Source organism: Klebsiella pneumoniae complex sp. WS1778, from assembly GCF_049472055.1.
GTDB classification, from domain to species: Bacteria; Pseudomonadota; Gammaproteobacteria; order Enterobacterales; family Enterobacteriaceae; genus Klebsiella; species Klebsiella quasipneumoniae.
Genome location: NZ_JBKGTJ010000004.1, coordinates 131,319 through 146,514, shown reverse-complemented (window position 1 = coordinate 146,514; position 15,196 = coordinate 131,319). Strand labels below are relative to the sequence as shown.

At 57.0% G+C, this 15,196-nt stretch carries 14 protein-coding genes and 1 pseudogene; 4 read left to right on the top strand and 11 right to left on the bottom strand.

The window, feature by feature from the left end; all coding sequences use genetic code 11:
* Positions 1-3: 3 nt before the first annotated feature.
* The 7 genes and pseudogenes from rihC to ACLEXF_RS19070 all read right to left on the bottom strand — a co-directional run.
* Positions 4-918 (bottom strand): ribonucleoside hydrolase RihC, encoded by a 915-nt coding sequence (rihC, locus tag ACLEXF_RS19100; RefSeq protein ID WP_004204242.1) that lies wholly within the window; start codon positions 916-918, stop codon positions 4-6.
* Positions 919-985: 67 nt separating this feature from the next.
* A complete protein-coding gene (ispH, locus tag ACLEXF_RS19095) occupies positions 986-1,936 on the bottom strand; it encodes a 4-hydroxy-3-methylbut-2-enyl diphosphate reductase (protein WP_002887979.1) in 951 nt (316 codons plus the stop codon).
* A gap of 1 nt (position 1,937) precedes the next feature.
* Positions 1,938-2,387 (bottom strand): FKBP-type peptidyl-prolyl cis-trans isomerase, encoded by a 450-nt coding sequence (fkpB, locus tag ACLEXF_RS19090; protein WP_023291927.1) that lies wholly within the window; start codon positions 2,385-2,387, stop codon positions 1,938-1,940.
* Between the two features lie 116 nt (positions 2,388-2,503).
* On the bottom strand, positions 2,504-3,004 hold the full coding sequence (lspA, locus tag ACLEXF_RS19085; protein WP_017901219.1) for a signal peptidase II: 501 nt from the start codon (positions 3,002-3,004) through the stop codon (positions 2,504-2,506).
* Positions 3,004-5,820, bottom strand: a complete 2,817-nt coding sequence (gene ileS, locus ACLEXF_RS19080; RefSeq protein ID WP_004204238.1) for an isoleucine--tRNA ligase — start codon at positions 5,818-5,820, stop codon at positions 3,004-3,006. Before ileS ends, lspA begins: the two co-directional genes overlap by 1 nt.
* A 43-nt stretch (positions 5,821-5,863) precedes the next feature.
* The gene (ribF, locus tag ACLEXF_RS19075) at positions 5,864-6,802 is read right to left on the bottom strand and encodes a bifunctional riboflavin kinase/FAD synthetase (RefSeq protein ID WP_004204236.1); all 939 of its coding nucleotides are present in this window, start codon (positions 6,800-6,802) and stop codon (positions 5,864-5,866) included.
* A gap of 7 nt (positions 6,803-6,809) precedes the next feature.
* Positions 6,810-7,015: pseudogene (locus ACLEXF_RS19070) on the bottom strand (DUF2575 domain-containing protein); the annotation flags it as partial.
* A 116-nt stretch (positions 7,016-7,131) separates the two neighbouring features.
* Between ACLEXF_RS19070 and rpsT the strand changes: the two are divergent.
* Complete coding sequence (rpsT, locus tag ACLEXF_RS19065; protein WP_002887965.1) at positions 7,132-7,395, top strand: 30S ribosomal protein S20; 264 nt, start codon at positions 7,132-7,134, stop codon at positions 7,393-7,395.
* Positions 7,396-7,503: 108 nt separating this feature from the next.
* Here the strand turns inward: rpsT and nhaR are convergent, their stop codons facing one another.
* The 4 genes from nhaR to dnaK form a co-directional block, all read right to left on the bottom strand.
* A complete protein-coding gene (nhaR, locus tag ACLEXF_RS19060; RefSeq protein ID WP_002887961.1) occupies positions 7,504-8,400 on the bottom strand; it encodes a transcriptional activator NhaR in 897 nt (298 codons plus the stop codon).
* A 53-nt stretch (positions 8,401-8,453) separates the two neighbouring features.
* Positions 8,454-9,629, bottom strand: a complete 1,176-nt coding sequence (gene nhaA / locus ACLEXF_RS19055) for a Na+/H+ antiporter NhaA (RefSeq protein WP_017901221.1) — start codon at positions 9,627-9,629, stop codon at positions 8,454-8,456.
* A 176-nt stretch (positions 9,630-9,805) separates the two neighbouring features.
* Entirely contained in the window at positions 9,806-10,939 is a 1,134-nt protein-coding gene (gene dnaJ / locus ACLEXF_RS19050) for a molecular chaperone DnaJ (RefSeq protein ID WP_002887955.1), read from the bottom strand.
* Positions 10,940-11,026: 87 nt separating this feature from the next.
* Positions 11,027-12,943, bottom strand: coding sequence for a molecular chaperone DnaK (dnaK, locus tag ACLEXF_RS19045; protein ID WP_004204234.1), 1,917 nt, complete (start codon positions 12,941-12,943; stop codon positions 11,027-11,029).
* Positions 12,944-13,339: 396 nt separating this feature from the next.
* Here dnaK and ACLEXF_RS19040 point away from each other — a divergent pair, with 396 nt between their 5' ends.
* From ACLEXF_RS19040 to satP, 3 genes are all read left to right on the top strand, one after another.
* Positions 13,340-13,744: a DUF2541 family protein gene (locus ACLEXF_RS19040; RefSeq protein WP_017901222.1), complete on the top strand. Its 405-nt coding sequence runs from the start codon at positions 13,340-13,342 to the stop codon at positions 13,742-13,744.
* Between the two features lie 28 nt (positions 13,745-13,772).
* Positions 13,773-14,522, top strand: coding sequence for an acidic protein MsyB (gene msyB, locus ACLEXF_RS19035; RefSeq protein ID WP_407259935.1), 750 nt, complete (start codon positions 13,773-13,775; stop codon positions 14,520-14,522).
* Positions 14,523-14,610: 88 nt separating this feature from the next.
* The gene (gene satP / locus ACLEXF_RS19030; protein ID WP_004204231.1) at positions 14,611-15,177 is read left to right on the top strand and encodes an acetate uptake transporter; all 567 of its coding nucleotides are present in this window, start codon (positions 14,611-14,613) and stop codon (positions 15,175-15,177) included.
* Positions 15,178-15,196 lie beyond the last annotated feature (19 nt).

Genomic DNA, 15,196 nt, shown 5'->3' with positions numbered 1-15,196 from the left:
GTATTACGGCGCCAGGGCAATCACCTCCGCCGCCCAGCGCTGAAACCCTTCCACGTCGATATCCAGCGCCACCTGGGCGTTCGCCGGCTGACCCAGTCGTCCTTCAATATCCACCACCGTGGTGCCGGCGGTCCAGGTGCCCTGCGTCTCCACCGCCACAAAACATGGCTGCAGAGTGAACAGTTCCGGGCGGGCCAGCCATGCGATAGCGCAGAGATCGTGCATTCGCAGACCACTGCTCATGCTGCCGCTGCGATAGTGGCTAAACAGCGCATGGAGCATTTTACCGGTCTGGTTCAACGTCGGCAGGGTTGCCAGATAATCCGCCGTCAACAGCGCCCGATTGGTGACGTCCAGCCCGCACATCACAATCTCCAGCCCGCTGTGGAAGACTTTCGCGGCGGCTTCCGGGTCGATGGCAATATTGAATTCGGCATTCGGCGTAAAGTTGCCGCGGCCCGCCGAGCCGCCCATGATCACCAGCCGGCGAATGTTGAATACGCATTCCGGATACTGGGTCAGCAGCAGCGCAATATTGGTCAGCGGGCCAATCGCCACCAGAGTGATCGGCTCGGCAGCGTGCATAAGCGCATCACGGATCGCCTGGAAGGCCGGCTTCGCCAGCGGCTGACGTTGATGCTCAACAAAGTCATACCCTTCCATACCGGATTCGCCATGCACCGAAGCGGCATCGCGCAGGGGACGCACCAGCGGCATCGAAGCGCCCTGCGCCAGCGGCACATCGGCATGCCAGAAGTGCAGCAGCTGCAGCGCGTTACGGGTCGTCTTCTCCACCGAGACATTGCCCGCCACGGTGGTCATTAGCTGCAGATCCAGCTCGGGAGCGAACAGCGCCGCAGCAATGGCGGCAGCATCGTCGATGCCCGGGTCAGTATCAAGAATGATCGGTAAGCGCATGGTTTCCCCCTAAAAAAAATGCCAGACGTTAAGTCTGGCATCTTCTCATATTGCAGGCGGAAAGAACTTACTCTACTTCACGGACATCCACACGCAGCTCTTTCGGCACTTCAAAAACGATATTCTCTTCTCGGCCTTCCAGCGGCACCGCTTCGCCACCGCCCAGCTCCTGCAGGCGGGTGATGACGTTCTGCACCAGAATATCCGGCGCCGATGCGCCCGCCGTCACGCCGACGCAGGCCGCATCCTTGACCCAGGCTTCCTGAATATCGGAGGCATCGTCAATCAGGTAGGCTGCCTTACCCATCCGCTGCGCCAGTTCGGCGAGGCGGTTAGAGTTGGAGGAGTTTTTCGAACCGACCACCAGCACCACGTCAGCCTGCTCCGCCAGCGCGCGCACCGCTTCCTGACGGTTAGTGGTGGCATAGCAAATGTCGTCTTTGCGCGGGCCGACGATTTTCGGGAAACGCGCGCGCAGCGCGTCAATCACATCAGAGGTATCGTCCACCGAGAGGGTGGTCTGGGTCATAAACGACAGCCGGGCGTCGTTTTTGACTTCCAGCTTGAGAACGTCTTCCGGCGACTCGACCAGGTACATGCCCCCTTGCGGGTTATTGTACTGCCCCATAGTGCCTTCGACTTCCGGGTGTCCGGCATGGCCGATCAGAATCGACTCTTCGCCACGGCGGCTGGCGCGGGCGACTTCCATATGCACTTTCGTCACCAGCGGACAGGTGGCGTCGAACACCGTCAGGTCGCGGCTCTTCGCTTCATTCCGTACCGCCTGCGATACGCCGTGAGCGGAGAAAATCAGGATCGCGCCGTCCGGTACTTCGCTGATCTGTTCGATAAATATGGCGCCGCGCTTGCGCAGGCTATCCACCACATAGCGGTTATGCACCACTTCATGACGAACATAGATCGGCGCGCCATACAGCGTCAGCGCGTTTTCTACAATGCTGATAGCGCGGTCAACGCCAGCGCAAAAGCCGCGCGGGTTAGCCAACAGGATCTGCATGTTAATCCTCCAGCGCCGGATCGATCTCCAGCACTTCAATATCAAAATGAACGGTGCGCCCGGCCAGCGGATGGTTGAAGTCGACGGTGATGGAATCGCCGTTCACTTCGCGGATCACGCCAGGCATTTCGCTGCCATCCATTGCGGTAAAGAGCATAATCGCGCCGATCTCCGGCTCGCCGGCGTCGATAAACTCGCGGCGAGAGAAATACTGAATCAGGTCCGGGCTCGGGACGCCAAAAGCGGCGTCAGGCTCCAGCGAAAAGGCCTTTTTCTCGCCCTCTTTCAGACCAAGAAGCTGTTGCTCCAGCCCTTCAGACAGGGAGGTGTCGCCGAGGCGAAACAGCGCCGGTTTGCCATTGTTACGGGTGGACTCGGCGGTGGATCCATCGTCCAGCTTCAGCGTGAAGTGAACGAGAACCGCGCTGTTGCTCTGTACGGATTTAGACATGCAAATTGCTCGCTTGTTTTAGGTCACCTGTTGCCCGGAGGCGCTACGCTTACCGGGCGACGGGAGACCACACATTCTGTAGGCCGGGCAGGCGTGGCGCCACCCGGCATTAACATTTACACCTGCTCTTTTGCGGTCGGTTTCGGCAAGAAGCCTTCCAGCACAATCATCGCCGCGCCGATGCAGATAGCGCTATCGGCGAGGTTGAAAGTGGCGAAGTGCCAGTCGCCGACGTAGAAGTCGATCATATCGACCACAAAGCCGTGCCACAGGCGATCGAACAAGTTGCCCAGCGCGCCGCCGATAATCAGGGCGTAGGCAATATTGTTCAGCTTTTGCGTCGCCTTCGAACGGTACATCAGCACCGTCAGCACCACGCAAATGCCGATTGCGATCCCGGAAAAGAACCAGCGCTGCCAGCCGCCGCTGTCGGCGAGGAAGCTAAAGGCCGCGCCATAGTTGCGGGCATAATGCAGATTAAGCGACGGGAACAGCGGAACCGTCTCCCCCAGAGCGAAGTTCTGGAGGATCAGGAATTTGCTGCCCAGATCGATAATCAGCACGGCTACGACCACCCACAGCCAGCGTAGCCCCGTTGAACAGATCGATTTACTCATCAGGCGAATTTACGTTGCTCGCCGTCACCGGCGACGTTGCTCACACAGCGTCCGCAGATTTCCGCGTGTTCCGCCACCTTGCCGATATCGGTGGTGTAATGCCAGCAGCGCGGGCATTTCTCACCTTCAGCTTTACTCAATGCGACTTTCAGCCCTTTGAGCAGTTCGCTCTGCTGCGCATCAGCAGATGCGCTCGCATAGTCTGCGACGTTCGCCCCGGAGGTCAACAGGACAAATCGCAATTCATCCCCCAGCGCGTTGAGCTTAGCGGCCAGGTCGGCATCAGCATACAGCGTCACCGCAGCTTCCAGCGAACCACCGACTTTCTTATCCGCACGCGCCTGCTCGATCACTTTGTTGACTTCGCCACGGACTTTCAGCAGCTCATCCCAGAAGCCGTCATTCATCGCTTCGTCGTCGGCCAGGCCGAAGAGCCCCTGATACCATTCGCCGGTAAAGACGTATTTCTCACGCTCGCCCGGCAGGTAACCCCAGATTTCGTCCGCAGTGAAGGACATGATCGGCGCCATCCAGCGCACCAGCGCTTCCACGATGTGGAACAGCGCGGTCTGGCAGCTGCGACGCGCCACGCTGTCCGCCTTAGCGGTGTACTGGCGGTCTTTGATGATGTCGAGGTAGAACGAGCCCATCTCAATGGAGCAGAAGCGCATCAGGCGCTGCACCACTTCGTGGAAGTCGTAGGATTCGTAGGCTTTCAGGATATCTTCCTGTGCCGCCTGCGCGCAGCCGACCGCCCAGCGATCCAGCACCACCATCTCTTCCGGTTTGACCATGTCTTTTGCCGGATCGAAACCGTTCAGGTTCGCCAGCAGGAAGCGCGCGGTGTTACGGATACGACGATAGCTGTCCGCGGCGCGTTTGAGGATCTCGTCAGAGACCGCCATTTCGCCGGTGTAGTCGGTGGAAGCCACCCACAGGCGCAGGATATCGGCGCCCAGCTTGTTCATCACGTCCTGCGGGCTAACGGTGTTGCCGATAGACTTGGACATTTTGCGCCCCTGACCATCGACGGTGAAGCCGTGGGTCAGTACCTGACGATAGGGCGCTTTGCCTTTCATCGCTGTGGAAATCATCAGCGAGGACATGAACCAGCCGCGATGCTGGTCGGAGCCTTCCAGATACATATCGGCGGCGTGACCGGCGAATTCCGGACGCACGTCAACCACGGAAGAGTGGGTCGATCCGGAGTCAAACCAGACGTCAAGGGTATCCGGCACTTTCTCGTAGCTGTCAGCGTCATCGCCAAGGATGTCGCGGGAATCGAGATCCCACCACGCCTGGATGCCGTCGACTTCAACACGCTTCGCGACTTCTTCCATCAGCTCAAGGGTACGCGGGTGCAGTTCGTGGGTTTCTTTATGCACGAACAGCGACATCGGCACGCCCCAGGTACGCTGACGGGAGATACACCAGTCAGGACGGTTGGCGACCATCGATTCGATACGCGCCTGGCCCCAGTCCGGGATCCACTGCACGCCTTTGATCTCTTTCAGCGACTGCGCGCGCAGGCCTTTCTGATCCATGCTCACGAACCACTGCGGGGTGGCGCGGAAGATGATCGGCGACTTGTGGCGCCAGCAGCACGGATAGCTGTGCTGCATTTTTTCCACATGCAACAGCGCGCCGCGCTCACGCAGCATCTCAACGATGATATCGTTGGCTTTGAAGACGTTGATACCGTCCAGGGACGGATAGGTGCCTGGCAGATAAGCTCCGTCCGGGCCAACCGGGTTAGCGATTTCCAGACCGTATTTCTGGCTGATCGTGTAGTCGTCCGGACCGTGGCCGCCGGCGGTATGCACCGCGCCGGTACCGGCATCCAGCGTCACGTGGTCGCCAAGGATCGCCGGCACGTCGAAATCCAGGAACGGATGCTGGAAACGCATCAGTTCAAGCTCGGCGCCGTTCACCGCCGCCAGGATGGTGTAATCGGCCGCGCCAACGCGCTTCATCACGCTCTCGACCAGGTCTTTCGCCAGGATCAGCGCCTGACCGTCAACCTGCACCAGCGCATAGTCGAACTCCGGCGACAGGGAGATAGCGCGGTTAGCCGGCAGGGTCCACGGAGTGGTGGTCCAGATAACCAGCGACACCGGGCCGTTGACGTCGGCGACGCCGAATTTCGCCAGCACCGCGGCTTTATCTACCGCGTGGAACGCCACGTCGATGGATGGGGAAGTCTTGTCGTAATACTCCACTTCCGCTTCCGCCAGCGCGGAACGGCAGTCTACGCACCAGTGCACCGGCTTGGCGCCTTTATGCAGATGGCCGTTGCCGATGATTTTGCCCAGCGCGCGAATGATATTGGCTTCGGTTTTGAAGTCCATGGTCAGGTACGGATGCGACCAGTCGCCCAGCACGCCGAGGCGGATAAAGTCTTTACGCTGGCCGTCGATCTGCTCGGCGGCATATTCGCGGCACTTGGCGCGGAATTCTGCTGCGGTGAACTTCTCGCCCGGCTTGCCGTATTCCTGCTCTACTTTCAGCTCGATCGGCAGACCGTGGCAGTCCCAGCCCGGAACGTAAGGCGAGTCATAGCCCGTCAGTCCTTTGGACTTAACGATAATGTCTTTCAGAATCTTGTTTACCGAGTGACCAATATGAATGCTGCCATTCGCATAAGGAGGGCCATCATGCAGAATGAAGGTTTTTTTGCCTTTTTTGGCTGCACGAATGATGCCGTACAGGTCATCATCGGTCCAACGCGCCAGCATTCCCGGTTCGCGTTTGGCGAGGTCGCCACGCATAGGGAACCCTGTTTCCGGCAAATTCAGGGTCGATTTATAGTCACTCATCAGATTCTCGGTTCCGTATTTCGGTTTGATAAACACCAGTGGCTCAGGCCTGGCTGGTCAGCCCAAATAATTCGCGGGCCGTTAACTCATCACGTGCGATTTGCGCCTTCAGCTCGTCCAGCGACGCAAACCGCTGCTCATTACGTATCTTTTTACGCAGTACTACATTGATATGGCGACCGTAGAGGTCCATTACAACGTCCAACAAATGCACTTCGAGCTGCTGACGCACGCCCGCTACCGTTGGACGGGTGCCAATATTGGCGACACCGGCGATCGGTTTGTCGCCCAGACCTGTCACTTCTACCGCATAGACCCCTTTAACCGGGGAAACCTGACGACGCAGCGGTAAGTTCGCCGTCGGAAAACCTATGGTACGGCCCAGTTCGTCGCCATGCACGACGCGTCCGGAAATGCTAAACGGATGGCCGAGCAGCGTCTCCGCAAGAAGAAGATCGTCATCGGCCAGCGCCTGACGCACCGCCGTGCTGCTGATCCGCACCCCGCCTTCGCAGAAGGTTTGGGTGCTGGTGACGTCGAAGCCGTATTCCGCCCCCGCCTTTTGTAATAACAAGAAATCCCCCTGGCGACCAGCGCCAAAGCGGAAATCGTCACCGACGGCAAGGAACTGCACGCCCAGGCGGCGCACCAGCAGTTCACTGATAAAATCCTGCGCCGTCAGCGCGGCGAACCGGCGGTCGAAGCGAACGCACAGCACATAGTCGACCCCGCTTTCAGCCAGATAGCTCAGCTTTTCACGCAGGCGGGTCAACCGCGCCGGGGCTTTATCGGCGGCAAAAAGCTCGAGCGGCTGGGGTTCGAAAATCATCACCACCACCGGTAAACCGCGCTGGCGGCCCTCTTCGCGCAATCGCTGCAGCAGCGCCTGATGCCCACGATGCACGCCGTCAAAATTGCCAATGGTCAGCACGCACCCGTGCGGGGCCTGACTGAGATTATGTATGCCGCGTATCAGCTTCATGTCTGGCTCAAAACAGTGAAAATCGTCCGAGTATACCTTGTACAACTGTCAACGTTAACCAGCGATTGCTCCTCGGCAACGAAAGTTCTCAGGAATTCATTCACTCAGCGCGGGTAAGCGGGAAAACCGCCCGCCCCCGGCGATTTTTATGGTGGAAAAGCTGTATTCGCCTGCAACAAGCTGGTAGAATCTTGCGCCATCACTACGTAATGAAGCGCTGTGGTGTTAAACGGCGCTTATTTGCACAAATCCATTGACAAAAGAAGGCTAAACGGGCATATTCCTCGGCCTTTGAATTGTCCATATAGAACACATTTGGGAGTTGGACCTTGGCTAATATCAAATCAGCTAAGAAGCGCGCCGTTCAGTCTGAAAAGGCTCGCAAGCACAACGCTAGCCGTCGCTCTATGATGCGTACTTTCATCAAGAAAGTATACGCAGCTATCGAAGCTGGCGACAAAGCTGCTGCACAAAAAGCATTTAACGAAATGCAACCGATCGTGGACCGTCAGGCTGCTAAAGGTCTGATCCACAAAAACAAAGCTGCGCGTCATAAGGCTAACCTGACCGCTCAGATCAACAAACTGGCTTAATCGCTGCTTGTTGTCGCTTTGTGAAAAAACCCGCGAAAGCGGGTTTTTTTATGCCTGTCATCTTCCCCGCCCTGGCGCGACCTGAGCCACGCCAGCCACGCTTTCCGGCTATCTGGGTTCAGTAAACAGCGACGAATAATCGCGATTGCAGATGCGCTGTACCGCCGGATGCTGAATCATCCGTTCGGCGAAAATAGCGTGATACTCCTCCATCACGCTATCCATGCGGCCAATTTCGACAATCGATTCATCATGATAGAAATCATGCGCGTAGAGCGTCGGCGCGACAAATATCGCATTATGCGCAGCGCCAAAGGCTTTCATGAGCGCCGCGTCGTCAAACTCGCCGAGAATCTCCACCTTCAGACCCTGCACATTAATCCAGTTCAGCAGCTTACGTCCCAGCATCGATCGTCGGCCGGGGATTAGCAGCCGTCGCTCTTCGAGACAAGCCGGGAACGGCTTCGTCGGCGCCGGGTTCATACACCAGAAGCTGACGCTACACTCGCCAATCTTCACCGAAAACAGCCCTTCCTGCTGCGTCGAGTCGATCGGGCAGTCAGAGATAATCATATCGAGCTTATGCTGGCTCAACTGCTCCAGCAGCAGCTCATGGGTGGATTCAAAACAGCGCAGATGAATCTGCTCGCTTTCGACAACGGCGGCATCCAGCACGCCGCTGACCAGCCGCTTCGAGAGCGCATCGGCCACGCCGACGTCAAACAGCAGATTAGACTCTTTGCGATAGTTGACGATGTCGAGCATCTCCTGGCTCAGGGTAAACATCCGGTCGGCATAGCGGAAGACCAACTCCCCGAGCTCGCTCGGCTCCAGCCCTCTTCCCTTGCGCTTGAATAATTTACCCTGCAGACGCTCCTCCAGCGCTTTGATCTGCCCGGTAATGGTCTGCGGCGTCAGAAACAGCGCCTCCGCCGCGCCCACGACAGACCCTTCTTTATAGACGTGCCAGAAGTAGTACAGATGGTTGTAGTTGATATGTGACATGCTTCTCTCCCTGATAATGTCCTGGAGGGCCGGAGAGGCCCTCCGCAGAAAGGTTATACCGCGAGGCGAGTATCCGTCGCGCGCTGACGCAGTATGAGGTATCCGGTGACGGCCGATAACACTGAGCCGATCAAGATGCCAAGCTTGGCCCAGTTGATCAACGCGGGATCCACGTTGCCAAAGGCGAGACTGGCGATAAAAATCGACATCGTAAAGCCAATCCCGCACAGGATACCCACCGCCATAATCTGCCCGCAGGTGGTCCCCTCCGGCAGCGAGGCCCACTTCAGCTTCAGGGCCAGCCAGCAGAACAGGCTGATCCCCAGCGGCTTACCGATAAACAGGCCGGCCATGATGCCCAGAGGCAGCAGCGACGTCAGTCCATCAAGTGTGACCCCCTGCAACGAGACACCCGCGTTGGCAAAGGCAAACAGCGGTAGGATCATAAACGCGACCCACGGGTGCAGGACATGCTCAAGCGCTTTGGCCGGGGATTTACCCTGCTTTTCCTGTAACGGAATCATAAAGCCGACGATGACCCCGGCAAGCGTCGCGTGAACGCCGGACTTCAGCACCGCCGTCCACAGTACCGCGCCGACCAGAATATAGATCCCAGTGCGCCGCACGCCGCTCAGATTCAGGGCCACCAGCACCGCAATCGCCGCCGCCGCCACGCCCAACGAGAGCATTGACAGGTCGTGGGTATAAAACAGCGCGATAATCACGATAGCCCCCAGGTCATCAATGATCGCCAGCGCCATCAGGAAAATCTTTAGCGCCGTCGGGACGCGGCTGCCTAACAGCGCCAGCACGCCAAGGGCAAAGGCAATATCCGTCGCTGCCGGGATCGCCCATCCCTCTCTGGCGACAGGATCCTGAGCGTTAAAGGCCAGATAGACCAGCGCCGGGACGATCATCCCGCCGAGCGCGGCAATCACCGGAAAGACCGCCTGACGACGACTCGCCAGCGAGCCCTGAATCAGCTCGCGTTTGACCTCGAGGCCAATCAGCAAGAAGAACACCGCCATCAGGGCATCATTGATCCAGAGCAGCATATTCTTGTTGATCTCCAGCGCCCCCACCCGCAGCTGTACAGGCGTATCAAGGAAGGAGTGATACAGACCGCTGGTCACGCTGGTATTGGCCATGACCATCGCCAGCACCGCGGCGATGATTAAGACAATGCCGCCGGAAGCATCGCTACTGAAGAATCGTTGCAGATGTTTCACTTTTACTTTCATCCTGTTGGTGAATAACTCGATAAAAGCATAATACACAAACTGATAACTCGAAAAAATCAGATTTAAGTTGAGTAAACATTCGATTTTTACGAATCAAAGAGGAGCGATAAGACAAAAAAAGCCCGGGCAGCAAAGGCCCGGGCCAGGAGTCAGCGAAAGCGGAATTAGCGGGTCAAATCGTCGAAGAACTTCTTCACACCGTCGAAGAAGCTTTTCGAACGCGGGCTGTTGTTTTCCCCGGTCGGGCCGCCGAAGCTTTCCTGCAGCTCTTTCAGCAGCTGCTTCTGCTTCTCGTTCAGCCCCACCGGCGTCTCCACCACCACCCGGCACAGCAGATCGCCCTGCGCGCCGCCGCGAACGGATTTCACGCCTTTGCCGCGCATGCGGAACAGTTTGCCGGTCTGGGTTTCGCCCGGAATCTTGAGATTGACACGGCCGTCGAGCGTCGGGACCTCAATCTCGCCGCCCAGCGCAGCCATGGTGAAGTTGATCGGCACTTCGCAGTACAGGTTGTTGCCTTCACGCTCAAAGATAGCGTGCTGCTTCACCTGGACCTGAACGTACAGATCGCCTGCCGGTGCGCCATGCTCGCCGGCTTCACCTTCACCCGCCAGACGGATCCGGTCTCCGGTATCCACGCCCGCCGGGATTTTAACCGACAGGGTTTTGGTCTTCTCAACGCGGCCGTGACCATGACATTTATTGCACGGATCTTTAATCAGCGTACCGCGTCCCTGACAGTGCGGACAGGTCTGCTGTACCGCAAAGAAGCCCTGACGCATCTGTACCTGGCCTGCGCCATGACAGGTCGGACAGGTTTGCGGTTTGCTGCCTGCTTTGGCGCCGCTGCCGTGGCAGACGTCGCACTCTTCCAGCGTCGGAATACGGATCTCTTTGGTGACGCCACGTACCGCTTCTTCCAGCGTCAGCTCCATGTTGTAACGGAGATCGGCGCCGCGCGCCGCGCGCTGCCGGCCACGTCCGCCGCCAAAGATATCGCCGAAAACATCGCCAAAGATATCGCTGAAGTCCGCACCGCCGCCAAAACCGCCGCCGCCGCCCATGCCGCCCTGCTCAAAGGCCGCGTGGCCGTACTGATCGTAGGCCGCACGCTTCTGGGCATCAGTCAGGATTTCATACGCTTCTTTGATTTCTTTAAATTTGGCTTCGGCCTCTTTATCACCCTGGTTGCGGTCCGGGTGATACTTCATGGCCAGGCGCTTATAAGCCTTTTTGATTTCACGCTCTTCCGCTGTTTTGGAGACGCCTAAAATCTCGTAGTAATCTTGCTTTGCCATCGGTGTTTTTCAGCCCCTTAACATGCGTGCACGGGCGGAGAGGAAACCTCTTCGCCCGTGCCAGTGTTTTACCCGTTCAAAGGGCGATTATTTTTTATCTTTCACTTCTTCGAACTCAGCGTCGACAACATCGTCGTCTTTCGCGTTGCTCGCCTGAGCGTCAGCGGAACCCGCCTGCTGCTGAGCATGCTGCTGCTGGGCGATTTCCATCAGCTTCTGGGAAGCCTGCGCCAGCGCCTGCATTTTCGCTTCGATGTCCGCTTTGTCTTCACCTTTCAGCGAAGTTTCCAGCGCGGTCAGCGCAGACTCAATGGCAGTTTTGTCGTCAGCCGGCAGTTTATCGCCTGCTTCTTCAACCTGCTTGCGAGTGCTGTGCAGCAGATGGTCGCCCTGGTTGCGGGTCTGTACCAGCTCTTCGAACTTACGGTCAGATTCGGCGTTAGCTTCCGCTTCGCGAACCATTTTCTGAATTTCTTCTTCATTCAGACCGGAAGAGGCTTTGATGGTGATCTTCTGCTCTTTACCGCTGTTTTTGTCTTTCGCGGAGACGTGCAGGATACCGTCAGCATCGATGTCAAAGGTCACTTCGATCTGCGGCATGCCGCGCGGCGCCGGGTTGATACCATCCAGGTTAAACTGACCCAGAGATTTGTTATCAGACGCGCGTTTACGCTCACCCTGCAGCACATGGATGGTGACCGCAGACTGGTTGTCTTCAGCGGTAGAGAACACCTGGCTGTGCTTGGTCGGGATGGTGGTGTTTTTGCTGATCAGCGCAGTCATCACGCCGCCCATGGTTTCGATACCCAGCGACAGCGGGGTCACGTCGAGCAGCAGAACGTCTTTCACATCACCAGTCAGTACACCGCCCTGAACGGCAGCACCGATCGCCACGGCTTCATCCGGGTTAACGTCTTTACGCGGTTCTTTACCAAAGAACTCGGCCACTTTCTTCTGCACCATCGGCATACGAGTCTGACCACCAACGAGGATCACGTCGTTGATATCGGAAACGGACAGACCGGCATCCTGCAGGGCTACTTTCAGCGGCTCGATGGAACGGTTAACCAGGTCTTCTACCAGGCTTTCCAGTTTCGCGCGAGTCACTTTGATGTTCATGTGTTTCGGACCGGTCGCGTCTGCAGTGATGTACGGCAGGTTAACGTCGGTCTGCTGAGCAGAAGACAGTTCAATCTTCGCTTTCTCAGCGGCTTCTTTCAGACGCTGCATCGCCAGCGGGTCGTTGCGCAGGTCAATGCCCTGATCTTTCTTAAATTCATCAACGAGGTAGTTGATCAGACGGGTATCGAAGTCTTCGCCGCCCAGGTGGGTGTCACCGTTGGTCGCCAGTACTTCGAAGGTTTTTTCGCCATCCACTTCGTCGATTTCGATAATAGAGATATCGAAAGTACCACCACCGAGGTCGTAAACCGCGATAGTACGGTTGCCCACTTCTTTATCCAGACCGTACGCCAGCGCGGCCGCGGTCGGTTCGTTGATGATACGTTTGACTTCCAGACCGGCGATACGGCCAGCATCTTTGGTGGCCTGACGCTGCGCATCGTTGAAGTAAGCCGGTACGGTGATAACCGCTTCAGTTACCGGTTCACCCAGGTAATCTTCAGCCGTTTTCTTCATTTTTTTCAGCACTTCAGCAGAGATCTGCGGCGGTGCCGTTTTGGTGCCTTTCACATCCAGCCATGCGTCGCCATTGTCTGCGGCAACAATTTTGTATGGCATGATAGAAACGTCACGCTGAACTTCTTCGTCCTGGAAGCGGCGGCCAATCAGGCGTTTAATCGCAAACAGGGTGTTTTGCGGGTTTGTCACTGCCTGACGTTTAGCCGGCTGACCAACCAGAGTTTCACCATCCTGGGTATAGGCAATGATAGAAGGCGTGGTGCGATCGCCTTCGGCGTTCTCCAGCACGCGTGCAGTAGTGCCATCCATAATCGCTACACAAGAGTTGGTAGTACCCAGGTCGATACCAATAATTTTACCCATCTAAACGTCTCCACTAAAAATTCGATCAACATGTGGTTGTGAACCTGTAATAAGGGCGAAACCTGCGGTTTCAACTGCTCAGACATCATTTTTTTTCAGGTTCTTCACTGCGGTTGACTACAAGATGGGGTCGCCCACTCCGGCATCAAGGGGCAAGTAGAAAAATTTTTTGCCGGGGACCAGCCGACGCCCTCGCCCCCTGTCGCCGATGGCTCAGCAAACGATGTTGCCGGGCGGCAAAAAAGATGGCGAAACATCCATATAAATAACGAATAAAATAACCAAATATATTCATAATATCATTGACATAAAACGCAATACTTGTGCGCTAAAAGCCCCGTTTTCGCAGTGATAAGATCCCCGCCCTCGCACTTTACTTATTCAGGGGACAGATTAATGAAATCACTATTCCGGCTTTCAGCGGGGCTTATCCTTAGCGTGTCAGTTATCACCTCGGCGGCCGCCAACGACCATAAGATCCTCGGCGTGATCGCCATGCCGCGCAATGAGACCAACGAACTGACGCTGAAGCTCCCCGTCTGCCGGGTGGTCAAACGTATTCAGCTCAGCGCCGAGCGCGGCGATATACAGCTCTCCGGAGCAACCGTCTACTTTAAGGCCAGCCACGGCGCCAGCCACACGCTGAACGTGCCCGCCGGGATCAAAGAGGGCAACACCACCGGCTGGATCACCCTCAACAGCGATAACGACAACAAGCGCTGTGTGAAAAAAATCGCCTTCTCCGGCCAGACGGTCAACTCCTCAGATATGGCCTCACTGAAAATTATCGGCGACGACTAACGTCGTCCCCTGCCCGAGAGAAAACGTTATGCGTATTAATTATCTGGATGATGACGATCTCGCCTTTCTGCCTGAGTGCAGCGAGGCGCATCTGGAAGCGTTTACCCGTATTCTGACCCACGGGGAAAATGGCAAACCCCGTCTCTCCAGTACGCTGCTGCGCAACGAAACCTTTCTGTCTATGGAGGGCCACCCGGAGCGCTATCGCCGCAACTGGCAGTTGATCGCCGGCGAGCTACAGCATTTCGGCGGCGACAGCATCGCCAATACGCTGCGCCGCGATGGCAAATTTTATCGCGCCATCCTGCTGGATGTGTGTAAGAGGCTGAAGGCAAAGGTCGATAAACAGATGACGACGCCGCAGATCGAGCAACAGTTGTTGACGCATTTTCTGCAGCACAGCTGGAATAAGCTGGATGCGGCACAAAAAACGCAGTTTCTCGCCGCGGTGGAGTGCCGGAGTCTTGAGCTGGAAAGCCTGCTGCCCCATCTGTTGAGACGCCGCAAGCTGAGTGAAGGCGTTGCCCTGCTACTGGATGAGCGGTTAACCGCCATCCTGCGCACGCACGCCGCCGTGAGCGTCATCGGTCATGGCCTGGTACGCGGCGCCGGGCTGGGGGGGCCGCTTGGCGCCGCGCTGAACAGCGTGAAAGCGGTGAGCGGCAGCGCTTATCGGGTCACCATCCCCGCAGTCCTGCAAATTGCCTGTTTACGACAAATGCTCCACTCGTCGTCGGGCGCAACTGAAATTGGTGAAAAATACCCCGCCAGATCATAGACAGCCTTTACGCGCCTCATTATTATGCCGCGCCCCGCCGCCAAGTCGCGGGGTAATGCTTCCCTTTTAATGATAATTTTGAGGAATTATGGGCAACACTAAGTTGGCTAATCCGGCACCGCTGGGCCTTATGGGCTTCGGCATGACCACTATTCTGCTTAACCTGGCGAATAGCGGCCTCTTCGCATTCGATGTAGCTATCCTGGCGATGGGCATTTTTTACGGCGGCATTGCGCAAATTTTTGCCGGCCTGCTGGAATACAAAAAAGGCAACACCTTTGGCTTGACCGCTTTTACCTCCTACGGCAGCTTCTGGCTGACGCTGGTTGCTATCCTTCTGATGCCGAAAATGGGCCTGGCTGATGCGCCGAACGCGCACTTCCTCGGCATGTATCTCGGCCTGTGGGGTATTTTTACGTTGTTCATGTTCTTCGGCACGCTGAAAGCCGCACGTATGCTGCAGTTCGTGTTCCTGAGCCTGACGGTGCTGTTCGCGCTGCTGGCGATTGGGCATCTGGTAGATAACGAAGGCATCGTGAAAGTAGCCGGCTGGATCGGCCTGATCTGCGGCGCCAGCGCCATTTACCTGGCGATGGGCGAAGTGCTGAACGAGCAGTTCGGCCGCACCGTGTTGCCGATCGGCGAACCGCGTTAATCTTCCGCCGCCGCCCTGT

Excerpts from the sequence above, each read along its gene's own strand:
- rihC (WP_004204242.1), bottom strand. The coding sequence starts at position 918 with ATGCGCTTACCGATCATTCTTGATACTGACCCGGGCATCGACGATGCT.
- ispH (WP_002887979.1), bottom strand. The coding sequence starts at position 1,936 with ATGCAGATCCTGTTGGCTAACCCGCGCGGCTTTTGCGCTGGCGTTGAC.
- fkpB (WP_023291927.1), bottom strand. The coding sequence starts at position 2,387 with ATGTCTAAATCCGTACAGAGCAACAGCGCGGTTCTCGTTCACTTCACG.
- lspA (WP_017901219.1), bottom strand. The coding sequence starts at position 3,004 with ATGAGTAAATCGATCTGTTCAACGGGGCTACGCTGGCTGTGGGTGGTC.
- ileS (WP_004204238.1), bottom strand. The coding sequence starts at position 5,820 with ATGAGTGACTATAAATCGACCCTGAATTTGCCGGAAACAGGGTTCCCT.
- ribF (WP_004204236.1), bottom strand. The coding sequence starts at position 6,802 with ATGAAGCTGATACGCGGCATACATAATCTCAGTCAGGCCCCGCACGGG.
- nhaR (WP_002887961.1), bottom strand. The coding sequence starts at position 8,400 with ATGTCACATATCAACTACAACCATCTGTACTACTTCTGGCACGTCTAT.
- dnaJ (WP_002887955.1), bottom strand. The coding sequence starts at position 10,939 with ATGGCAAAGCAAGATTACTACGAGATTTTAGGCGTCTCCAAAACAGCG.
- dnaK (WP_004204234.1), bottom strand. The coding sequence starts at position 12,943 with ATGGGTAAAATTATTGGTATCGACCTGGGTACTACCAACTCTTGTGTA.
- ACLEXF_RS19040 (WP_017901222.1), top strand. The coding sequence starts at position 13,340 with ATGAAATCACTATTCCGGCTTTCAGCGGGGCTTATCCTTAGCGTGTCA.
- msyB (WP_407259935.1), top strand. The coding sequence starts at position 13,773 with ATGCGTATTAATTATCTGGATGATGACGATCTCGCCTTTCTGCCTGAG.
- satP (WP_004204231.1), top strand. The coding sequence starts at position 14,611 with ATGGGCAACACTAAGTTGGCTAATCCGGCACCGCTGGGCCTTATGGGC.